Origin of the sequence: Corynebacterium frankenforstense DSM 45800, assembly GCF_001941485.1 — a bacterium.
Classification (GTDB): domain Bacteria; phylum Actinomycetota; class Actinomycetes; order Mycobacteriales; family Mycobacteriaceae; genus Corynebacterium; species Corynebacterium frankenforstense.
Window position 1 is genome coordinate 1,403,152 of the sequence record NZ_CP009247.1, and the last position, 20,533, is coordinate 1,423,684.

General features: G+C 72.0%; 20 protein-coding genes. 1 reads left to right on the forward strand and 19 read right to left on the reverse strand.

Features of this window, described 5'->3' with window-relative positions; translation table 11 throughout:
* Positions 1-33 precede the first annotated feature (33 nt).
* From CFRA_RS06115 to CFRA_RS06205, 19 genes are all read right to left on the reverse strand, one after another.
* Positions 34-222, reverse strand: a complete 189-nt coding sequence (locus CFRA_RS06115; RefSeq protein ID WP_075663893.1) for a Trm112 family protein — start codon at positions 220-222, stop codon at positions 34-36.
* A gap of 339 nt (positions 223-561) precedes the next feature.
* Positions 562-2,007 (reverse strand): argininosuccinate lyase, encoded by a 1,446-nt coding sequence (gene argH, locus CFRA_RS06120; protein ID WP_075663894.1) that lies wholly within the window; start codon positions 2,005-2,007, stop codon positions 562-564.
* Between the two features lies 1 nt (position 2,008).
* Positions 2,009-3,208, reverse strand: a complete 1,200-nt coding sequence (locus CFRA_RS06125; RefSeq protein WP_075663895.1) for an argininosuccinate synthase — start codon at positions 3,206-3,208, stop codon at positions 2,009-2,011.
* Positions 3,209-3,274: 66 nt separating this feature from the next.
* The gene (locus CFRA_RS06130; protein WP_075663896.1) at positions 3,275-3,769 is read right to left on the reverse strand and encodes an arginine repressor; all 495 of its coding nucleotides are present in this window, start codon (positions 3,767-3,769) and stop codon (positions 3,275-3,277) included.
* Positions 3,766-4,752, reverse strand: coding sequence for an ornithine carbamoyltransferase (gene argF / locus CFRA_RS06135; protein ID WP_075663897.1), 987 nt, complete (start codon positions 4,750-4,752; stop codon positions 3,766-3,768). Before argF ends, CFRA_RS06130 begins: the two co-directional genes overlap by 4 nt.
* A gap of 26 nt (positions 4,753-4,778) precedes the next feature.
* Positions 4,779-6,050, reverse strand: a complete 1,272-nt coding sequence (locus CFRA_RS06140; RefSeq protein ID WP_075663898.1) for an acetylornithine transaminase — start codon at positions 6,048-6,050, stop codon at positions 4,779-4,781.
* Positions 6,047-7,042: an acetylglutamate kinase gene (argB, locus tag CFRA_RS06145; RefSeq protein ID WP_083666875.1), complete on the reverse strand. Its 996-nt coding sequence runs from the start codon at positions 7,040-7,042 to the stop codon at positions 6,047-6,049. Before argB ends, CFRA_RS06140 begins: the two co-directional genes overlap by 4 nt.
* Positions 7,043-7,067: 25 nt before the next feature.
* Positions 7,068-8,249: a bifunctional glutamate N-acetyltransferase/amino-acid acetyltransferase ArgJ gene (argJ, locus tag CFRA_RS06150; RefSeq protein WP_075663899.1), complete on the reverse strand. Its 1,182-nt coding sequence runs from the start codon at positions 8,247-8,249 to the stop codon at positions 7,068-7,070.
* A gap of 65 nt (positions 8,250-8,314) precedes the next feature.
* Positions 8,315-9,367, reverse strand: a complete 1,053-nt coding sequence (argC, locus tag CFRA_RS06155) for an N-acetyl-gamma-glutamyl-phosphate reductase (RefSeq protein WP_075664917.1) — start codon at positions 9,365-9,367, stop codon at positions 8,315-8,317.
* 218 nt (positions 9,368-9,585) lie between these two features.
* Positions 9,586-12,105 carry a phenylalanine--tRNA ligase subunit beta gene (pheT, locus tag CFRA_RS06160; protein WP_075663900.1) on the reverse strand — a complete coding sequence of 840 codons (2,520 nt, stop codon included), beginning with the start codon at positions 12,103-12,105 and terminating at the stop codon, positions 9,586-9,588.
* A 63-nt stretch (positions 12,106-12,168) separates the two neighbouring features.
* On the reverse strand, positions 12,169-13,176 hold the full coding sequence (pheS, locus tag CFRA_RS06165) for a phenylalanine--tRNA ligase subunit alpha (RefSeq protein ID WP_075664918.1): 1,008 nt from the start codon (positions 13,174-13,176) through the stop codon (positions 12,169-12,171).
* A gap of 122 nt (positions 13,177-13,298) precedes the next feature.
* The gene (locus CFRA_RS06170) at positions 13,299-13,511 is read right to left on the reverse strand and encodes a TOBE domain-containing protein (protein WP_075663901.1); all 213 of its coding nucleotides are present in this window, start codon (positions 13,509-13,511) and stop codon (positions 13,299-13,301) included.
* 79 nt (positions 13,512-13,590) lie between these two features.
* Entirely contained in the window at positions 13,591-14,424 is an 834-nt protein-coding gene (locus CFRA_RS06175; protein WP_075663902.1) for a TrmH family RNA methyltransferase, read from the reverse strand.
* Between the two features lie 114 nt (positions 14,425-14,538).
* Entirely contained in the window at positions 14,539-14,925 is a 387-nt protein-coding gene (locus CFRA_RS06180; RefSeq protein WP_083666876.1) for a TM2 domain-containing protein, read from the reverse strand.
* A 199-nt stretch (positions 14,926-15,124) separates the two neighbouring features.
* A complete protein-coding gene (locus CFRA_RS11865) occupies positions 15,125-15,763 on the reverse strand; it encodes an NINE protein (protein ID WP_075663903.1) in 639 nt (212 codons plus the stop codon).
* A gap of 262 nt (positions 15,764-16,025) precedes the next feature.
* Positions 16,026-16,412, reverse strand: a complete 387-nt coding sequence (gene rplT / locus CFRA_RS06190) for a 50S ribosomal protein L20 (protein WP_075663904.1) — start codon at positions 16,410-16,412, stop codon at positions 16,026-16,028.
* Between the two features lie 64 nt (positions 16,413-16,476).
* Entirely contained in the window at positions 16,477-16,671 is a 195-nt protein-coding gene (gene rpmI / locus CFRA_RS06195) for a 50S ribosomal protein L35 (RefSeq protein WP_075663905.1), read from the reverse strand.
* Positions 16,672-16,701: 30 nt separating this feature from the next.
* Positions 16,702-17,232, reverse strand: a complete 531-nt coding sequence (infC, locus tag CFRA_RS06200) for a translation initiation factor IF-3 (protein ID WP_075663906.1) — start codon at positions 17,230-17,232, stop codon at positions 16,702-16,704.
* A 315-nt stretch (positions 17,233-17,547) separates the two neighbouring features.
* Complete coding sequence (locus CFRA_RS06205) at positions 17,548-18,228, reverse strand: hypothetical protein (protein WP_075663907.1); 681 nt, start codon at positions 18,226-18,228, stop codon at positions 17,548-17,550.
* A 147-nt stretch (positions 18,229-18,375) separates the two neighbouring features.
* Here CFRA_RS06205 and CFRA_RS06210 point away from each other — a divergent pair, with 147 nt between their 5' ends.
* Entirely contained in the window at positions 18,376-20,517 is a 2,142-nt protein-coding gene (locus tag CFRA_RS06210; RefSeq protein ID WP_156887976.1) for a DUF2339 domain-containing protein, read from the forward strand.
* Positions 20,518-20,533: the final 16 nt, after the last annotated feature.

Genomic DNA, 20,533 nt, shown 5'->3' on the forward strand with positions numbered 1-20,533 from the left:
TCCCGTGGTCAAACGTCGGTCAGGTGCTCGCGTCTACTCCCCCGCCGTGTCCGGCGGCCAGGCCTCGGCCTCGTCGACGAGCAGGACGGGGATGCCCTCGTCGATGCGATAGGCGATCCCGAGGCGCTCGTTGACCAGACGCTGCTCCTTGTCCAGATAGACCAGCGGGCCCTTGTCCTTCGGGCACACCAGCACGTCCAACAACTTCGGGTCCAGGCTCATGAGCCCAGATACTACCCGTGGGCACCGTCCGGGGCGGGTCGGGGTGACCCGCCCGGCGCGGCGGGGCGGGCCCGCCCGGCCCTCGCGGTGCACGGCGCCGAGCAGGACGGCCCGATCACCGTCGTGGCACGCCGGGGACCGGTGCCGCCGGCACCGGTGGCGGCATTCATGCCCGAAGGCTCATGGCCGCCGCACCGGTCCTGCAGCAGGAACGCACGAAACGACGGAGAGGGTGCCCCCGCGGACGGGGACACCCTCTCAGGTGCGCGAAGCACTCACCGCCGCCCGGGCGCTCACCGGCGCTCGGGCGGCGCGCTGCGGCGCTTCAGCCGCACGCCGTCACTTCCCGGCGGGGATGACCGGCGTCTCGGCCCAGCTGCGGGCCTCGGCGTTGGCGGCGTCGACGCGCTCGCGCTGCTCGGCGACGCGCACGCCCGCGGTGCCGCCGTGGGTCGAGCGGGAGGCGACGGCGCCGTCGATGGTCAGCACCTCGCGGACCTCGGGGGTCAGGCGGGGGTCGACGCCCGCGAGCTCCTCGTCGGTCAGGTCTACCAGGTCCACGCCGCGGGACTCCGCGATGCGCACGCACTGCCCCGAGGCCTCGTGGGCCTCGCGGAAGGGCACACCCTGGCGGACCATCCACTCGGCCAGGTCGGTGGCCAGGGTGAAACCGCGCGGGGCGAGCTCGCGCATGCGGTCCTCGTGGAAGGTCAGGGTGCCCACCAGGCCCGTCATCGCGGGCAGCAGCAGGTTGAGCTGGGCGACGGCGTCGATGACCGGCTCCTTGTCCTCCTGCAGGTCGCGGTTGTAGGCCAGCGGCTGCGCCTTGCAGGTCGCCATCAGGCCGGTGAGGTCGCCGATGAGCCGGCCGGTCTTGCCGCGCGTGAGCTCGGGGACGTCCGGGTTCTTCTTCTGCGGCATGATCGAGGACCCGGTCGACCACTCGTCGGCCAGCGTGACGTAGCCGAACTCCGGGGTGGACCAGGCGATGATCTCCTCGGCCAGGCGGGACATGTCGACGGCGATCTGGGCGAGCACGAACGCGGCCTCGGTGGCGAAGTCGCGGGACGCGGTGGCGTCCAGCGAGTTCTCCGCCGCCGACGCGAAGCCGAGCTCCTCGGCGATCGCGTCCGGGTCCAGGTGCAGCGAGCTTCCGGCCAGCGCGCCGGAGCCGTAGGGCGAGACCGCCAGGCGGTCGTCCAGGTCCCGGATGCGGTCCAGGTCGCGCAGCAGCGGCTGGGCGTGCGCCAGCAGCGAGTGCGCCAGCAGGATCGGCTGGGCGGCCTGGAAGTGGGTCTTGCCCGGCATGATCACGTCCGGGTGGGCCTTGGCCTGCCCCGACAGCGCCGCGACCAGGTCGGTGACCTGGACGGCGACGTCGCGCACGGCGTCGCGCAGCCACATGCGGAACAGCGTGGCCACCTGGTCGTTGCGCGAACGCCCGGCACGCAGCCGGCCGCCGACCTCGGGGCCGACGCGGTCGATCAGGCCGCGCTCCATGGCGCCGTGGACGTCCTCGTCGGTCGGCTCGGGGCCGAAGGTGCCGTCGGCGACGTCCCGGCCGAGCCGGTCGAGGCCGTCGAGCATCGTGGCGAAGTCGTCGTCGGTGAGCAGCCCGGCGTTGTGCAGCACGCGCGCGTGCGCCTTGGAGGCGAGCACGTCGTACGGCGCGAGCACCCAGTCGAAGTGGGTGGACACGCTCAGCGCGCTCATCGCCTCGGCGGGGCCGCCGGAGAAGCGGCCGCCCCACAGGGCTCCCTGGTTGGTTCCGTGCTTGGCCGGCACTCTAGCGGGCCTCGCGGTCGCGACGGTTGGCGATCTTGCTGGACAGGCCGTGCAGCTGGACGAAGCCCTTGGCCAGGGTCTGGTCGAAGGTGTCGCCCGTGTCGTAGGTCGCCAGGTTGAAGTCGTAGAGCGAGTGGCTCGAACGACGGCCGTTGACGGTGATCTTGCCGGCGTGCAGGACCATGCGGATGTCGCCGGTGACGTGCTCCTGGGTGGACTCGATGAAGGCGTCCAGGGAGCGCTTGAGCGGGCCGAACCAGAGGCCGTCGTAGACCTCCTCGGACCAGCGGGCCTCGACGAGGCGCTTGTAGCGGGCGAGCTCGCGCTCGAGGGTGACGTCTTCGAGGGCCTCGTGGGCGGTGATCAGGGCGATCGCACCCGGGGCCTCGTAGACCTCGCGGGACTTGATGCCGACGAGGCGGTCCTCGACCATGTCGAGGCGGCCGATGCCCTGGGCGCCGGCGCGGCGGTTGAGCTCCTCGATGGCCTGCAGCATGGTGACCTTGCGGCCGTCGATGGCGACCGGGCGGCCGGCCTCGAAGGAGATGATCAGCTCGTCCGGGGCGGCGGACAGCGACGGGTCCTCGGTGTAGGAGTAGAGGTCCTTCGTCGGCGGGTTCCACAGGTCCTCGAGGAAGCCGGTCTCCACGGCGCGGCCCCAGACGTTCTGGTCGATGGAGAACGGGGACTTCTCGGACTGCTCGATCGGGAGCTTGACCTCCTCGGCGAAGGCGATGGCCTTGTCGCGGGTCCAGGCGTAGTCACGCGCCGGGGCGACGATCTCGAGCTCGGGGGCGGTGTCCATGAAGCCGACCTCGAAGCGGACCTGGTCGTTGCCCTTGCCGGTGCAGCCGTGGGCGACGTGCGTGCCGCCGTGCTCCTTGGCCGCCTGGACCAGGTGGTTGACGATCAGCGGGCGCGAGATCGCGGAGACCAGCGGGTACTGCTTCATGTACATGCCGTTGGCCTTGACGGTGGGCAGGCAGTAGTCCTCGGCGAACTCGTCCTTGGCGTCGACGACGACGGCCTCGACCGCGCCGCAGTCCAGGGCGCGCTGGCGCACCGAGTCCATGTCCTCGCCACCCTGGCCCAGGTCCAGGGAGACGGCGACCACGTCGGCGTCGAGCATCTTGCCCAGGTACGGGATGGCCACGGAGGTGTCCAGGCCTCCGGAGTAGGCCAGAACCACGCGATTCTTCATGTCTTTCGTCTCTTTCCTTAGCGTGTGGACAATGATTTCAAAGTGCCTGCGGCGACCGCTGCCATTCTAGCGGCGGCCGTCCGCTCCCCCGGCGAGGAGGTCACCGAGCTCGGCGCCCGTGACGGGTTCGCGGGCGAGCACGAAGACCGTGTCGTCGCCGGCGATGCAGCCGACGACCTCGGGCATGCCGACGCGGTCGATGAAACTGGCCAGGTACTGCGCCGCCCCGGGCGGGGTGCGCAGCACGGCCGTCTGGCCGGAGTGGTCGACGCCGGCGACGAGCTCGTCGAGCATGCGTCGCAGCTTCTGCCGGGGCCCGGCCGGTCCCACCGCGGCGCCGTCGGCGGTGCCGCCCACGGCGTAGTGGGCCCGGCCGCCCTCGGGCGGGCGCACCTTGCGCGCGCCCAGCTCGTCGAGGTCGCGCGAGAGCGTCGCCTGCGTGATGTCGATGCCCTCGTCGAGCAGGAGCTCGGAGAGCTGCACCTGACTGTGCACGCGGGTGCGCCCCAGGATGTCGAGGATGCGCGCCTGGCGGGCGGTGCGGGTCACCGGGGTGCTCACGCCCGCTCCCCCGCCGCCGGCTGGTGCTCGAGCAGCCAGACCAGCAGCGCCTTCTGGGCGTGCAGGCGGTTCTCGGCCTCGTCGAAGACGACCGACCGCGGGCCGTCGATGACCCCGGAGGTGACCTCCTTGCCGCGGTAGGCCGGCAGACAGTGCAGGAAGATGGCGTCGTCGGCGGCGGTGGCCATCAGCTCCTCGGTCACCCGGTAGTCGACGAAGATCTCCTCGCGGTTGAGCCCGTCGTTCTCCTGGCCCATCGACACCCAGGTGTCGGTGATGACCACGTCGGCGCCGGCGACGCAGCCGGTGTCCGCGGTCACGGCGACGGTCGCGCCGGTCTCGGCCGCGCGCTTCTCGGCGCGGGCGACGAACTCCTCGGCCGGGTGGAAGCCCTCCGGGGCGCAGACCGTGATGTCCATGCCCGCGGTGGCGAAGCCGATCAGGTACGAGTTGGCCATGTTGTTGGCGCCGTCGCCGAGGTAGACCGCGCGGCGCCCCTTCAGGCCGGCCGGGCCCTGCCCGGGGCACAGCTTCTCCACGCAGGTCTGCAGGTCGGCGAGGATTTGGCAGGGGTGCAGGTCGTCGGTCAGCGCGTTGACGATGGGCACTCGGGAGGTCTCCGCCATGTCGACGAGGTTCTGCTGGGCGTAGGTGCGCCAGACGATCGCGGAGACGAAGCGGGAGAGCACCGCGGCGGTGTCCTGCAGGGTCTCGCCCTTGCCGATCTGCGCGTTCTTCGTCTCGACGACGATCGCGTGCCCGCCGAGCTGCGCCACACCGGCGTCGAAGGAGAAGCGGGTGCGCGTGGAGGTCTTGTCGAAGAGCACGGCGACGGACTGCGGCCCGGCGAAGGTCTGCTTCGAGTACGGCTCCGCCTTCAGCGCGGCGGCGAGTTCGAGGACCTCGGCCTGCTCGGCCGGGGTGAGGTCGTCGTCGGCCAGGAAGTGCCTGACGGCGGGGGTCTCGGTGCTGTTCTGGGTCATGTGGATGTCTTCCTTCCCGGTCCTGCTCAGTTCTTCTGGTCCGGCCCGCCGGACGCTCCGCCGTCCCCGGCCTCCGCGACCGCCGCGGCGAGCGCGGCGGCGAGCGCGGCGGCGGTGGCCTCCACCCCGGCGTCGATCTCGGCGTCGGTGACCACCAGCGGCGGCACGAAGCGCAGCACGTCCGCGCCGGGGGCGTTGAGGACGACGCCGTGCGTGCGTCCCAGTTCCACGGTCCGCTTGGCGACGTCGCGTTCGAGGACGGCGGCGCGCATCAGTCCGCGTCCGCGCACCGACGCCACGCCCTCGACCTCGCCGAGGGCCGCGGCGAGGCGCTCGCCGCGGGCGCGGACCTGGGCGAGGAAGTCGTCGTCGACGGTGTCGAGGACGACCCGCGCGGCCGCGCAGGCGACGGGGTTGCCGCCGAAGGTGGTGCCGTGGTCGCCGGGGCGGAAGAGCTCGGCGGCGTCGCCTGCGGCGAGCACGGCGCCGATCGGCAGGCCGGCGCCGAGCCCCTTGGCCAGGGTGACCACGTCGGGGACCACGCCGGCGTCCTCGAAGGCGAAGAAGGTGCCCGTGCGTCCCACGCCCGTCTGCACCTCGTCGACGATCATCAGCAGGTCGAACTCGTCGCACAGCTCGCGCACGCCGGCGAGGAAGCCCTCGGGGGCGGGCACCACACCGGTCTCGCCCTGGACGGGCTCGAGGATGACCGCCGCGGTGTCGGCGGGGTCCATCTCGATGAGCGCGCGCAGGTAGTCGAGGTCGCCGTAGGGGTAGAACTCGGCGCCGCCGGGCAGGGGCGCGAAGATGTCGCGCTTGGCCGGCTGGCCGGTGATCGACAGCGCGCCCATGGTGCGGCCGTGGAAGCCGTGGTGGGCGGCGAGGACGCGGGTCTTGCCGGTCTTGCGGGCGAGCTTGAGGGCGGCCTCGTTGGCCTCGGTGCCGGAGTTGCAGAAGAAGGCGCGGGTGGCGCCGGGCTCGGCCGGGGCTCCGGCGGCGACGAAGCGCTCGACCAGGCCCCGGGCGACGTCGACGACCGGCCGGCTGCCCAGCAGGTTGGACACGTGGGTGAAGTGCCCGGCCTGCTCGGCGAGCGCGTCGGCGACCTCGCGGTTGCCGTAGCCGAGCGAGCTGACGGCGATGCCGCCGAGGAAGTCGACCAGGTCCTCGCCGTCGGCGGTGGTCAGCGTGGCGCCGTGGCCGTCGACGATCTCGACCGGCGGGACCGGGTAGGTGTGCATGAGGTAGCGGTCCCAGCCGGCGAGCGTGGTGCCCGTGGTGTCGGTGGTGTCCGTCATGAGTTATCGTCCTTCCTGAAGACCTTGCCGTCGGGGTAGTCGGCGGCGTCGTAGCCGTCGGGCAGCACCATGGTGCCCACGCCGCCCATGGTCAGCAGCTCGAGGAGCACCGAGTGCGGCACGCGGCCGTCGATGACGTGGGCGGCGTTGACGCCGGACTCCACGGCCCGCAGGCAGGCCTCCATCTTGGGGATCATCCCGGAGTCCAGCTTCGGCAGCGTCTCGCGCAGCTCGGAGACGAGGATCTTGGAGACCAGCGACTCGTGGTTCGGCCAGTCGGTGTAGAGGCCCTCGACGTTGGTGAGCACGAGGATGCGCTCGGCGCCCAGGGCCGCGGCCAGGGCGCCGGCGGCGGTGTCCGCGTTGACGTTGTAGACCTCGCCGTGCTCGCCGGGGGCGATCGTGGAGACCACGGGGATGCGCCCGGCGTCGATGAGGTCCATCAGCGAGGAGGCGTCGACGTCGACGATGTCGCCGACCAGGCCGATGTCGGTGGGTGTGCCGCCGACGTCGACCAGGCGCTTGCGCGCGGAGAACAGCCCGGCGTCCTCGCCCGAGGTGCCCACGGCGTAGGGCCCGTGGGAGTTGATGCGTCCGACGAGGTCGCGGCCGACGTGGCCGAAGAGGACCATGCGGGCGATCTCCATGACCTCCGGGGTGGTCACGCGGAAGCCGCCCTTGAACTCGGGCTCGAGGCCGACGCGGGTGAGCATCTCCGAGATCTGGGGCCCTCCGCCGTGCACGACGACGGGCTTGGCGCCGACGGTGCGCAGAAAGACCATGTCCTCGGCGAAGGCGTCCTTGAGGGCGTCGTCGACCATGGCGTTGCCGCCGTACTTGACCACGACGATCTTGTCGCGGAAGAACTGCAGCCACGGCAGCGCCTCGGCTAGCACCGCGGCGCGGTCCGCCGAGCTCAGCGCCGCGCACCGGCTGGCGGCCTGGCCCGCGGAGGGCTGCGTGCCCGCCGCCGAATCAGTTGCTGGTGTCATCTGTCTGCTCCGGTTTGTCTGTCTGCTAGCTGCTGTAGGCCGAGTTGATCTCGACGTAGGCGTGGGAGAGGTCCGTGGTGCGCACGGTGCCGTGGCCGTGACCGCCCAGGCCGAGGTCGACCTGGACGTCGATGTCGGCGCCGCTCAGGTCGACGTCGCGCGCGCCGGGTGCACCGGCGGAGTCGACGCAGACCGGGGTGCCGTTGAAGGTCACGGTGATGTGGTCGGGGTCCATCTCCACCGGGGCCATGCCGACGGCGGCGAGCACGCGGCCCCAGTTCGGGTCGGAGCCGAACATGGCGCACTTGACCAGGTTGTCGCGCCCGATCACGCGGGCGGCGGTGCGGGCCTGCCCGTCGTCGACCGCGCCGGTGACGGTGATGGCCACGCGCTTGGTCACGCCCTCGGCGTCGGCCTGCAGCTGGGCGGCCAGGTCGCGGCAGGCGGCGAGCACGGCGGCGTCGAAGGTCTCGGCGTCGGGGGTGACGCCGGAGGCGCCGGAGGCCATGGCCACCACGGTGTCGTTGGTGGAGGTCGAGCCGTCGACGTCGAGGGTGTCGAAGGTGACCTCGGCGGCGGCGCGCAGGGCGGCGTCGAGCCGGGCGGCCGGGACGTCGGCGTCGGTGGTCAGGCAGACGAGCATGGTCGCCAGCGACGGCGCCATCATGCCCACGCCCTTGGCCATGCCGGCGACCGACCAGCCGTCGCCGGAGACGAGGACCTCCTTGCTGCAGGTGTCCGTGGTCAGGATCGCGCCGGCGGCGGCCGCGCCGTGCTCGGCGTCCTCGCCCAGCCCCGCGGCGAGCGCGTCGACGCCGGAGCGGACCTCGGCCATGGGCATCGGCTCGCCGATCAGGCCCGTCGAGCAGACGCCGACCTCGGCGGCGTCGAGATCGAGCGCGGCGGCGGCGCGGGACTGGATCTCCTCGGCGTCACGGTCGCCGGCCACGCCGTTGCAGGCGTTGGCGTTGCCGGAGTTGTAGACCACGGCGCGCAGCGTGCCGTCGGCGACGGCGGCGCGGGTGACCTTGACCGGCGCGGCGACGACCTTGTTGCGGGTGAACAGCGCGGCGGCGGCGGAGCCTGCGGTGTTGACCACGATCGCCATGTCCGGGTTGCCGGAGGGCTTGATGCCGGCGGTGACCGCGGCGGCGGAGAAGCCGGCCGGCGAGGTGACGTGACCGTCGCGGGTGACGGTGAGATCCATTGGGGTGTGTCCTTTCGGAACGGTTGTGACGGGCTCGGTGGGGTGCCCCGGAGGGGCGGGACGCGTCAGGGGGCGACGGCGGTGGTCGGCAGCCCGGCGGTCTCGGGCAGGCCGAGGGCGAGGTTCATGCACTGCACGCCGGCGCCGGCGGTGCCCTTGGTCAGGTTGTCGATCGCGGCGGTGGCCAGCAGGCGCCCGGAGGCGGCGTCCACCTCGACCTGCACGTGGCAGGTGTTCGCGCCGAGCACCCACTGGGTCTGCGGCTGCACGCCCTCGGCGAGCAGGGTGACGAAGGGCTCGTCGGCGTAGAACTCCTCGTACACCGCCCGGGCGGCGGCGGTGTCGGTGCCCGCGGCGGCCTCGGCGAGCGGCGCCGAGGCGACGGTGAGGATGCCGCGCGGCAGGGGCGCGAGCACCGGGGTGAAGCTCACCGAGACCGGCTCCTCGGAGTACTCGCCGAGGTTCTGGGCGATCTCCGGGGTGTGGCGGTGGCGCCCGGCGGTGTTGTAGGCGCGCAGCGAGCCCATCGTCTCGGCGCCGAGGTTGGTCACCACCGGCTTCTTGCCGGCGCCGCTGACGCCGGAGACGGAGGTGACGGTCACCTCGGGGGCCACCAGCCCGGCGGCGACGGCGGGCAGCAGGGCGAGGGTCGCGCCCGTCGGAAAGCAACCGGGCAGGGCGATCCGCGTGGCCCCGGCGAGCTCCTCGCGGTGGCCGGGCATCTCGGGGATGCCGTAGGGCCAGGAGCCGGAGTAGTCGCCGCCGTACCAGTGGGCCCAGTCCCCGGCGTCGGTGAGGCGGTGGTCGGCGGCGCAGTCGATGACGACGGTGTCCTCGGGCAGCTGCGCGGCGATCTCGGCGGAGTGGCCGTGCGGCAGGGCGAGGAAGACGACGTCGTGGCCGGCGAGGTGCTCGGCGTCGGTGGGCTCGATGGTGCGGCCGAAGAGCTCGGGGGCGTGCGGCAGCGCCTCGGAGACGGGGGTGCCTGCGGAGCTGGCGCCGGTCAGCGCGCCGATCTGGAGGTTCCCGGCGAGGTGCTCGGGGTGGCCGAGCAGGAGGCGGACGAGTTCGCCGCCCGCGTATCCTGTGGCGCCGGCGATTGCTACGGAGACTGTCATGTGGGTCACCCTACACTCTATGCAGTCCCGTGCAAATTATTCATTGCCGACGGCGCGTCGGTCCCACCCCCGGGCCCCACCCGTTGCGGCGTCTTCCGACGCCGCAACCAGAGGACGAACCGGCGCCTGCGGGGCCGTCGCCGAAAAAGACGCGGCGCCGTCCGCGCATGAAAGAACCCCGCACCCGGGGTCCCGGGTGCGGGGTCAGATGAAGACTGCTAGGCGCGCAGCTCGGCGCCGAGGCGCTCCTTGGCCAGCGCGGCGGCGGCCAGGCGGGCCTCGTTGGCCTCCTCGTCGGTCAGCGTGCGGTCGGCGGCGCGGAAGTGCAGCGAGAACGCCAGCGACTTCAGCCCCTCCCCCAGGCGCTCGCCGCGGAAGACGTCGAAGAGCACGGCCTCCTCGAGCAGCGGGCCGGCGCCCTCGACGATGACGCGGCGGACGTCCTCGGCCGGGGTGTCCTCGGCGACGACCAGGGCGATGTCCTGGTGCAGCAGCGGGAAGGCGGAGAGCACCGGGGCGGGCAGCTCGCCGGTCGCGGGCAGCGCGTCGAGGTTGATCTCCATCGCGCAGGTGCGCGCCGGCAGGCCCGCGGCCTCGAGCAGCTGCGGGTGCAGCTCGCCGGCGTGGCCGACCACCTCGCCGGCCACGCGCAGCTCGGCGCAGCGGCCCGGGTGGTACGGCAGGTACTCGGCGTTGGCGACCTCGAGCTCGACGCCCGCGGTGCGCGCGACGGTGCGGGCGGCCTCCACGGCGTCGGCCCAGCCGTAGGCGCGGCCCGCGCCCCAGGTGCCGGTGGTGTCCAGCTCGCCGACGCCGACCGCGGCCACGTGCAGCGGCTGGGCGGGCAGCGAGTCGAGGACCTGCGTGACCTCGGCGTCGGAGGGGCGATGGCTCACGTCGAGCATCGGGGTGTGCTCGGCGCGGGCGAAGGAGACCTGCTGCAGGCCGAAGACCTGCAGGTCCACGCGGCCGCGGGCGACGTTGCGGGCCACCGCGTCGAGCAGGCCCGGGATCAGGGTCGTGGCGATCAGGTTGCGCTCGGACTCCAGCGGGTTGCGCACGGTCACCGCCTGGCGGCGCGGGTCGTCGGCGGCCATGCCCCAGTCGTCGGCCTGGGTGCCGCGCATGAACGGGTCGGGAAGGACCTCGGTGTAGCCGGAGTAGGCCAGGGCGTGGCCGACGGCGCGGCGGCGGCGCTGGCGCGGGGAGAGCCCCCGGCCGCCGCGCGGGGTCGGCAGCACGGTCGGGATGTCCTCGAGGCCCTCGAGGCGCAGCACCTCCTCGACCAGGTCGACGCCCATCGACAGGTCACCGCGCCAGCTCGGGGCGGTCACGGTCAGGGTCTCGTCGCCGGTGACGGTGCAGCCGACCTCCTCGAGGCGGGCGACGACGGTCTCGCGGGCGTAGTCGACGCCGGCGATGCGCGCCGGCATGCCCGCGGGCATCTCGATGACGGTGGGCTCGGGCACCTCGCCGACGATCGTGCGCCGGGCGTCGACCTCGCCGCCGCCGAGGGTGGCCAGCAGGTGGGCGGCCAGGTCCAGGGCCGGCTCCACGAGCGCGGGGTCCACGCCGCGCTCGAAGCGGCGCGAGGACTCGCTGGACAGCTTGTGGCGCCGCGAGGTGCGCGCGACGGTCAGGGTGTGCCAGGTGGCGGCCTCGAGGTAGACCTCGGTGGTCTCGTCCGAGATCTCGGAGGTCGAGCCGCCCATCACGCCGGCCATCGACTGGATGCCGTTGTCGTCGCAGATGACGACGTCCTCGGCGGAGAGCTCACGGTCGACGTGGTCGAGGGTGGTCAGCTTCTCGCCGTCGGCGGCCAGGCGGATCTTCAGGTCGCCGGAGACGACGCCGGCGTCGAAGGCGTGCATCGGCTGGCCGAGCAGGAACATCACGTAGTTGGTCACGTCGGTGGCCAGGTTGACCGGGCGCGCGCCGCACAGCAGCAGCTCGCGCTGCATCCAGAACGGGCTCTGCACGGTCGGGTCGATGCCGGTGACCTTGCGCAGGCCGAAGCGCCGGGCGCGGGTGGCCGGGTCCAGCGAGATGTCCATCAGCCCGCCGGAGACCTCGGGCACGGTCGCGGAGACGTCGTGGCCGGCGGCCTCGGGGTGGGCGGCCAGGTCCTCGAAGGTGATGTCGAAGGCGCTGGCCAGCTCGCGGGTCAGGCCGCGCGCGGAGAGCGCGTAGCCGCGGTCCGGGGTGATGTTGACCTCGAAGACGGTGTCGTCGAGCCCCAGGACCGGGCGGGCGTCGTCGCCGGGGACGGCGCCGATGGCGTCGGTCGAGCGGCCGAGGTTGATGATGCCGGAGGTCTGCTGCTCGCACATGCCCAGCTCGGCGGCCGAGCAGATCATGCCGGCGGAGATGTGGTCGTAGGTCTTGCGCGCGGAGATCTCGAAGCCGCCGGGCAGCACGGCGCCGGGCAGCGAGACGGCGACGAGGTCGCCCTCGGCGAAGTTGCGCGCGCCGCAGATGATGCCCTGCTTCTCACCGGTGCCGTTGGCCTGGCCGACGTCGACCTGGCAGTAGCGGATCGGCTTCTTGAAGCCGGTCAGCTCCTCGATCTCGTCGACGCGGCCGACCACCAGCGGGCCGGTCGACTCGGGGATGGCGGAGTAGCCCTCGGTCTCGAAGCCGACGCGGACGAAGCCGCCGTCGAGCTCGGCGTCGCTCACCTCCCAGCCGGGGTTGGCGTGGTCGAGGATGCCGGTGAGCCAGTTCTGCGAGATGAACACGGGAGTTCGTGGAACCTTTCGGGGAAAGCGGGGGTGACGGGGCGTCGGAAAGCTTGGCGGCGGTTATGCGTGGACGCCGAAGGGCAGCGTGAAGCGCACGTCGCCCTCGACCATGTCGCGCATGTCGGACAGGCCGTTGCGGAACTGCAGGGTGCGCTCGAGGCCCATGCCGAAGGCGAAGCCGGTGTACTCCTCCGGGTCGACGCCCACGGCGCGCAGGACGTTGGGGTTGACCATGCCGCAGCCGCCCCACTCGATCCAGCCGGCGCCGCCCTTCTTGCCGGGGAACCAGACGTCGACCTCGGCGGAGGGCTCGGTGAACGGGAAGTAGTTGGTGCGCATGCGGGTGCGCGTCTCCGGGCCGAAGAGGACCTTGGCCAGGTGGTCCAGGGTGCCGCGCAGGTGGGCCATCGTCAGGCCCTTGTCGACGGCCAGACCCTCGACCTGGTGGAAGACCGGGGTGTGGGTGGCGTCGAGCTCGTCGGTGCGGAAGACGCGGCCCGGGCAGGCGATGTAGAGCGGCACGTCGCGCGAGAGCATCGTGCGCACCTGGACCGGGGAGGTGTGGGTGCGCATCAGCTGACCGGAGTCCTCGGTGCCGACGTAGAAGGTGTCCTGCAGGGTGCGCGCGGGGTGGTCCGGGATGAAGTTGAGGGCGTCGAAGTTGAAGTACTCGGCCTCGATCTCCGGGCCGTCCGCGATCTCCCAGCCCATGCCGAGGAAGATGTCCGCGATCTGCTCCGAGAGCGCGGTGATCGGGTGCAGCGCACCGGTCTGGCGGCGGGTGGTCGGCACGGTGACGTCGACGCGCTCGGCCGCGAGGACCTCGCGCACGCGGCGGGCCTCGAGCTCCTTCTTCACGCCGGCGTAGTGCTTCTCGACGCGACCACGTGCCTGGTTGACGATCTTGCCGGCGTTCTTGCGCTCGGTCTTGGGCAGCGAGCCGATCCCCTGGCGGGCCCGGGCGATCACGGAGGCGTCGCCCAGGTGGGTGCGACGGGCCTCGGCGAGATCCTCGAGCGAGTCGGCGGCGTCGAAGGCCGCCACGGCGGCCTCGGCGGCCGCGTTCATGGCCTCGTCGGTGATCTCCGGGACCTCAGCTGCCCCGTCCTTGTCTTGCGCCACGGCACTCCCCTGTTCTCGACGGAAAATAGATTGCGACGTAGACAGGGTACACCGCGGCGGACGCCGCTCTAGTCGACGGCCACCATGACGCTGGACGCCTTGATCACGGCGGTGGCCCGGGAGCCGACCTTCAGGCCGAGCTCGTGGACCGAGTCCATGGTGATCGACGAGGAGACGACGACGTCGGTGCCGTCGAGGCGGATCTTGACCACGGCGTTGACCGCGCCTTCCTCGATCTCGACGACCTCACCGGCGAGCTGGTTGCGGGCGGAAATACGCATGCTGGGGTCCTCCTTGGGTGAAACGACGGGTCCGGTCCGGGGCACGGCGCACCTGGCGCCGGGGACCGGCCGGCCCACTCTACCCCCGCTGCGCGCGGGCGGACTCCCACAGGCAGATCGAGGCGGCCGTGGCGAGGTTCAGCGACTCGGCGCGCCCGGCGATCGGGATGGCCACGCGGTGGTCGGCGGCCTCCTGCAGCTCGGCGGGCAGCCCGTGGGCCTCATTGCCGAAGAGCCAGGCGGTCGGGCGGGCGAAGAAGTCCGGCTCCGGCGGGGCGGCCAGGTCGACCTCGCCGTCGGCCGCGGTGGCCAGGATCTGCAGGCCCCGGGCACGCAGCGAGTCGAGCACCGCCCGCGGGTCGCGCTCGCGCACCACGGGCACGTGGAAGAGCGATCCGGCGGAGGCGCGCACCACCTTGCCGCCCTGCGGGTCGACGGAGTCGCCGGCGAAGACGACGGCGTCGGCGCCCAGGGCGTCGGCGACGCGGATGAGTGTGCCGGCGTTGCCGGGCTCGCGGGTCTCCACGGGCACCGAGACCAGCGTCGGGCCGGCGGCCAGGGCCTTCTTCAGCGGCCAGGTCACCGGGCGGCACACGGCGAAGACGCCGGTGGTGGTCACGGTCTCGGCCAGCGACTCGGCGGCGCGGTCGGTGACCGGGTGCAGGTAGACGCCGAGGTTGACCGCGGCGGAGAGCAGCTCGGCGAAGCGGGAGGCCGCGGCCTCGGTGACGAAGACGTCGGTGGCCGCACCGGTGGCCACGGCGGCCTCCACGGAGTTCTCCCCCTCCGCGAGGAAGACGCCGGCCTTGCGACGCGCCGCGGCACGGTGCAGCTTCGCCGCGTGCACCACGCGCGGGGTGCGCTCGGTCAGAGGCTCCGAGAAGTCGAGGTGGTCGGGGGTGCGCGGACTCATGAAAGCGGCCTTCCGGTGGCGACGTGGGCGTACATGCCCCAGACACGCACGCGGGCCCCGACGGGGCCCGTCCCCCACTCTACCGGCGGGGCGGAGCGCTGAGCACCGGCCAGGTCAGACCAGCGGGACGCCGTCCGCGTCGCGCCGGTAGTTCTCCGTCCCCGCGAGGATCATGATGCCCTCAGCCACTCCCCAGATCCACGTGATGGCGAGCAGGAGGTAACCGATGAAGATGAAGACCGTGATGTAACCGACGACGGTGATCGCCAACTGGGTGATCGCGCGTTCCTTGTGGCCGAGATAAAAGTTGTGCACGCCGAACTGGCCGAGGAAGATCCCGAGCAGCCCTGCGGCGAGCTGGTTCTTGGGGCCCTGGGCGAACCCGTTGAACGCCTGACCGTGCTGCTGCCCGTCGTAGGGGCGGCCGGCCTCGTAGCCGCCGTCCTCCCGGCCGAAGGGGTCGTCGGGCTCGTGGCGGCCGTTTCCGGGGTAGTTCGTCATCGTGGTGAACCTTTCGTTGCGGATACGGCGCACGGGGCCACCTGCGGCCGCGCGCGGCGTCGTCAATCTATTGCCCGCAAAGCATACGACCACCACGGTCGGGCCGCACCCGTATCGGCCCACCGACACCGAATCGCAACCCGGGACGGGAGAAAACCGCAGCGACCCCGAGGTGCACCTCCGTTGCAGCCCGCCCGACTCAGCTCAGCGGTCGACCCTGGGCGTCGACGCCGTAGCGCGCCTTGCGCATCAGAATGAGGATGAACTCGATAAAGGCCCAGATCTGGATGCCAGCGCAGACCGCGAGCCCCAGGAGCATGATCATTGACACCATGTAAACGGAACCCGCAGAGACATATGCGCCGGCTTCATGGTCCGCAACCATGGCGTCCGAGAAGAAAAAACTCACGAGCAGGACGATTGACGCCAGCGGGTACGCGACGATCTTGACCACACCGAGCTTCGTCTGACCGAGATAGAAGTTGTGCACACCAAGTGGTCCGAGGAAGAGCGCGAGCAGGGCCGCCGGAAGCATCGATTTTTCACTCGGCCCCGCGGCCATCGGCTGACCGGGGAAGCCTCCGGCGGGCTGCTGGCCGTAGCCCTGGTACCCGTAGGTGTTCTGCGGCGCGTAGTCCGGGTACGCCTGTCCCTGCTGCTGGTAGGCGGGCTGCTGCGGATAGACAGGCTGCTGCGGGTAGACAGGCTGCTGCCCCTGCTGCTGCCAACCGTCCTGCTGCTGCGACCAGCCCTCCGGCTGGCCGTAGCCCGGGTGGTTCTGCTCCCCGTGCCCGGGGTCGCCGGCGGGCTGACCCGCTGCGTTGTCGGCGTTCGTCATGGTGGTCTTCCTTTCACAGACAGCGTCGACGTCTGATGGCTCGCACGGAAAGTACGCGCTCAGATTACCGCCGCACCGGGCCCCGCGGTGCCCACCGGTGAGGACCAGTCCCCGCCGCAGAGGCCCCTCCCCGCTAACTCAGCCACAACCGGCACGCCCGAATCCAACGCGCCCGCCAGACACGGAAAACCCGCCGCACCGGAGACGGTGCGGCGGGTCATCTGTTCCGCGCGGACATGAACCGCGCGGGCTCCCGAGGGTCTTAGGCGACGGCCTTGGGGGCGTTGACGTCCTCCGGCAGGGCGGCCTTGGCGGCCTCGCACACGGCGGAGAAGGCGTCGAAGTCGCTGACGGCCAGCTCGGCCAGGATCTTGCGGTCGACGTCGATCTCGGCCAGGCGCAGGCCCTGGATCAGACGGTTGTAGGTGATGCCGTTCATGCGGGCGGCGGCGTTGATGCGCTGGATCCACAGCTTCCGGAACTCGCGCTTGCGGGCGCGACGATCGCGGTAGGAGTAGGTCATGGAGTGCAGCCACTGCTCCTTGGCCTTGCGGTAAAGGCGGGAGCGCTGACCGCGGTAGCCCTTCGCGGACTTGAGGATCTCGCGACGCTTCTTCTTGGCGTTCAGGGAGCGCTTGACACGTGCCACAGTGGAACTTCCTTACTTATTCATTCGGGGGATGAGTGTTTGGCGGCGGTTCTGACGCTTCGTGTCAGGCGCGGCCGAGGAGGCGCTTGACGCGCTTCTGGTCCGACTTGTGCACGTCCACGGTGCCCTTGAGCCGGCGGGTGCGCTTGGAGGGCTTGCTCTCCATCAGGTGGCGGCGGTTGACCTGCTCGCGACGCAGCTTGCCGGAGCCGGTGACCTTCACGCGCTTGGCCATCCCCTTGTGGGTCTTCTGCTTCATGGCTTCGTCCTCGTCAATCCCTGTTGCGGTTTACTTCTTCTTGTTGTTCTTCTTGCGAACCGGCCCGAAGACCATCGTCATGTTGCGGCCGTCCTGGCGCGGACGGGACTCGACGACGCCATACTCGGCGATGTCGTCGGCCAGCCGCTCCAGCAGGCGGTAGCCCAGCTCGGGGCGGGACTGCTCGCGACCGCGGAACATGATGGTCACCTTGACCTTGGAGCCCTTCTCGAGGAAGCGCACCACGTTGCCCTTTTTCGTCTCGTAATCGTGCTCGTCGATCTTGGGACGGAACTTCTGCTCTTTGACCACAGTCCGCTGCTGGTTCCGGCGAGCTTCACGGGCCTTCTGGTCCTGCTCGTACCGGTACTTTCCGTAGTCCATGATCTTGCAGACCGGGGGCTTCGCCTTGGGGGCCACCTCGACCAGGTCGAGGTCGGCGTCGTAGGCGAGCTTGCGGGCGTCGTCGGTACGGACGACGCCGACCTGCTCGCCGCTGGGTCCTACCAGGCGAACTTCGGGAACTCGGATTCGCTCATTGATGCGAGCTTCAGCGCTGATGTGTACTCCTCAAATAGCAGGGTAGATAGGGTCTGTACCGCGCCACTTGAGGGATCCCCCAACAAAAATCCTGCGCCACGCGGTGTGCGTGACACAGGAGATGCGTTGCGCTCCGCGACCCGGCACGCCGTGCCGCGGGGTGTGGACCTGTGACCAGCCGGTCGCCCGGCGGCTGAAGGTGGGATGATCTCCTCTTGTGGCCCAGGACCGTCGGGTGGACGGTCTCGGGCGGTAGTGGCACGTATGTTACATGCACCGCCGTGCGGGTCCAAATCGGCGCGCGTGGCGCGCCCCCTCGATTTCCGACGCCCGCGCCTACCGCGCGCGCAGCGCCACCACCGCGCCCGTGTCGTTGCGGCAGTCCATCGCCCCGTTTCCGGCCGCGGTGCACTGCATGGTGTAGCTCTCGCCGGTCACGGGGCTGACGGCCTCGAACTGGGTCGTGTTCCCGGAGCCGGCGCGCAGCGCGACGTTCTGGGCGAACGGGCAGCTGGTCGCCTCCGAGGCGGCGTAGACGGACCAGCGCCCGCTGGCACCACAGGATCGCGCGCCCTCCGGTGCCGGCGCCGGCTCTTCGCTGGTGGAGCTCGAGGTGGTCGGCTCGGAGCTCGAGCTCGACGTGGTCGTGGTGCTGCTCGAGCTGGTCGTCGAGGACCGTGTGGTCGAGCTCGGCGGCGTCGAGGTCGTGGCCGTGGTCCGGCTGGTGGTGGTCAGCGACCGGCTGCTGGAGGTCTCCGGGGCCGCGGCACGCTCCTCGTGCGAGCGGTTCGGGCCGATGAAGACGACGTAGAGGAAGGCACCGAGGATCATCACGCAGACGAGCAGGGCCGCGAAGATCGCCACGGCGGCCCAGGGGTGGCGCTCGTCGGCACGCGGCACGCGGTAGGAGTCGCGCGTGCCCGAGTAGTAGCGCGGCTCGCCGCGTCGGGGCGCGGCCTCGCGGCCGTCGTCGTCGATGCGCGGCAGGTCGGCGGTGTCGTCGTCGCGGGGTTCCATGGTCCGCGTGATCCTCCGGTCTCTCGGACGTGACGGTGGTCGACCGCCAGGTGAAATCGGTCCCATCTTAACCGCACCACCCCACGCCCCGGATTCCCCGGTTCGCCGCGACGACGGGGCTTGTCCCCGGCCACTAAACTTTGGCCCATGACACCACCGCCGAAGACCAGCGGCTCCGCGGCCGACGGGGGTCCGCACCGCGCAGAGATCGCCGACATGGTGCGCCGGCTCGTCGAGCTCAACGCCGAGACCGCCCGCCTCAGCGACGAGCTGCTGGCCCGCCTGGACGTCACGGGGCCGGGCGCCGCGAAAACGGACGCCGCGGTCGAGGACGCGCGGACCGTCCGCCACGACGCCCCCGCGACGGACGTTCAGCACGCGTGGGCGGCGGAGCGTCCCGCGGGGCACGCCGTCTCGTCCGGACCCGCTCTGGCGTCCGGGCCTACCGTGCCGCCGTGGCTGCACGAGGCCCGGGAGCCGGCGCAACCGCCGAAGCCGCCGCTGAGCACGGAGCAGATCGTCATGCGGGTCGCCGCGGTCGCCGGCGGCCTCATCGTGGTCGTCGGCCTGGTGCTGCTGCTCGCGCTCGCGATCCAGCGCGGCTGGCTCGGACCGCTGGGCCGCGTCATCCTCGCCTACGCCGCCGCGCTGGCCCTGCTGCCCGCCGCCGTCGCCCTCGACCGTCGCCGCCGCGACGGCTCCGCCGAGACGGCCGTCGCGGCGCTGTCCATCACCTCTTACGCCGGCGTGCAGGTCACCACGCTCGGGGTGCTGGCCTGGCTGAACTGGTGGCCGACCGTCGTCGGCGCGCTGATCGCGGTGGTCACCTTCGTCGCCTACCTGGTCCTGGGCCTGCTGCTGGGCTGGCACCGCCTGCTCTGCGCGATGGCGATGATCGCTCCGCCGGTCACCTGGGTCCTCGGCGACGCCGGCAATCTCCTGCTGCCCCTCCTGTGGCTCCAGGGCGGAGCGCTCTTCCTCGCAGCCGTCCTCGTCCCCCGCTTCGACCGGCACCTGCGCGCCGTCGCCGCGCTCTCGGCCGTGCTGTGCCTGGCTCCCCTGCGCTCCGCCACCACCGACCTCCTCTACCCCGCCTGGGTGCCGGTGACCGTCCTCCTCGGCCTCGCCATGGCCTTCCTGATGCTGCGCCGCCCGCCGGCCGCCGCCCAGGGCGGGGCCACCGGGATGTCCGCCTGGTGGTTCTCCGCACCCGTGATCCTGCTGGTGATGGCGCTGACCCCGCCGGGGGCCCGGGTCCCCTCGGCTCTCGTAGCGCTCACCGCGCTGGTGCCGGGCGCCCTCCTCGGGGTCCATCTCCTCGCCCGGCCGTCCCTGCCGACGCGCCACGCCTTCCTGCTGGGCGTGACCACGCTGGTGCTGATCCCCCTGACCACGGCCGTCGTCGCCCACAACCTCGCGGACCTCGGCTTCTCCCCGCTGGACAGGCCGCTGGCCGACGGCCTGCGCGACCTCTGCGTCCACCTGGTCGTCGCCGCGTGCGCGGTGCTGGCCGCGCGCACCTTCCCCGTCTACCCGCCGGCGCCGCGCCCGGAGCACGACCCGGAGGGCAGGCACCTCGCCGGGTCGATTCCCTGGTGGGTCTGGCTCGCGCTGGTCGTCCTGCTCGCCGCCGCCCCGACGGCCGACGCGCTCAACCCCCTGCGCCCGGACCGCCTCGGCGACGCCTACCACGTGCTCTCGGCGCTCGGACTGATCGTGGTCATCGTCGCCGTGCTCACCCACGCGCGCAGGCTCTCCGGCCTGCCGGTGGCGATCCGCTGGGTCGCCGCCCTCGTCGCCCTGGGGCTGACCGTGACCGTGACCGTCACCCTCGTCTGCGCCACCGTCTTCGCCGTCGCCCCCGCCGCGGCCGGCACGGCCTTCCTGGTCACCCACGGCCTGGTCTCGGTGGCGTGGATGGCCTTCGGCGCCTGGGTCCTGGTCACCGGCGCCCGCATGCCCGACAACGTCTCGCTGGCCGTCGGCGGCACCATCGCCGGCGCCGCGGTGGTCAAGCTCGTCGTCTACGACCTCTCCGCGATGAGCGGGCTGCCGCGGGCCTTCGCCTTCATCGTCTGCGGCCTGATCCTCCTCGGCGTGGTGGCGCTGCGCCGCAGCTACGCCGGGCGCCGCAGCGCCGGAGACCCCGAGGCCGCACACCCCGCCGCGGCGCAGCGCGCCACGGGGTGGGGCGCACCCACGCCGACCGCCGGGACGTCGGCAATCGAGGCGGGCGAGGCGGGCGAGGCGGAGCCGAAGTCCGGGTGGGGCACTCCCCCGCGCGGCTGATCCCCGCAACTGATCC

What these genes read in the sequence shown, in the direction of transcription:
- argB (WP_083666875.1), bottom strand. Translation starts at nt 7,042, where the DNA reads ATGACACCAGCAACTGATTCGGCGGCGGGCACGCAGCCCTCCGCGGGC.
- rpmI (WP_075663905.1), bottom strand. Translation starts at nt 16,671, where the DNA reads ATGAAGCAGAAGACCCACAAGGGGATGGCCAAGCGCGTGAAGGTCACC.
- CFRA_RS06115 (WP_075663893.1), bottom strand. Translation starts at nt 222, where the DNA reads ATGAGCCTGGACCCGAAGTTGTTGGACGTGCTGGTGTGCCCGAAGGAC.
- CFRA_RS11865 (WP_075663903.1), bottom strand. Translation starts at nt 15,763, where the DNA reads ATGACGAACGCCGACAACGCAGCGGGTCAGCCCGCCGGCGACCCCGGG.
- CFRA_RS06205 (WP_075663907.1), bottom strand. Translation starts at nt 18,228, where the DNA reads ATGGAACCCCGCGACGACGACACCGCCGACCTGCCGCGCATCGACGAC.
- CFRA_RS06140 (WP_075663898.1), bottom strand. Translation starts at nt 6,050, where the DNA reads ATGACGGACACCACCGACACCACGGGCACCACGCTCGCCGGCTGGGAC.
- CFRA_RS06175 (WP_075663902.1), bottom strand. Translation starts at nt 14,424, where the DNA reads ATGAGTCCGCGCACCCCCGACCACCTCGACTTCTCGGAGCCTCTGACC.
- CFRA_RS06180 (WP_083666876.1), bottom strand. Translation starts at nt 14,925, where the DNA reads ATGACGAACTACCCCGGAAACGGCCGCCACGAGCCCGACGACCCCTTC.
- argC (WP_075664917.1), bottom strand. Translation starts at nt 9,367, where the DNA reads ATGACAGTCTCCGTAGCAATCGCCGGCGCCACAGGATACGCGGGCGGC.
- pheS (WP_075664918.1), bottom strand. Translation starts at nt 13,176, where the DNA reads ATGAACGCGGCCGCCGAGGCCGCCGTGGCGGCCTTCGACGCCGCCGAC.
- CFRA_RS06170 (WP_075663901.1), bottom strand. Translation starts at nt 13,511, where the DNA reads ATGCGTATTTCCGCCCGCAACCAGCTCGCCGGTGAGGTCGTCGAGATC.
- CFRA_RS06125 (WP_075663895.1), bottom strand. Translation starts at nt 3,208, where the DNA reads ATGAAGAATCGCGTGGTTCTGGCCTACTCCGGAGGCCTGGACACCTCC.
- argF (WP_075663897.1), bottom strand. Translation starts at nt 4,752, where the DNA reads ATGACCCAGAACAGCACCGAGACCCCCGCCGTCAGGCACTTCCTGGCC.
- CFRA_RS06210 (WP_156887976.1), top strand. Translation starts at nt 18,376, where the DNA reads ATGACACCACCGCCGAAGACCAGCGGCTCCGCGGCCGACGGGGGTCCG.
- argJ (WP_075663899.1), bottom strand. Translation starts at nt 8,249, where the DNA reads ATGGATCTCACCGTCACCCGCGACGGTCACGTCACCTCGCCGGCCGGC.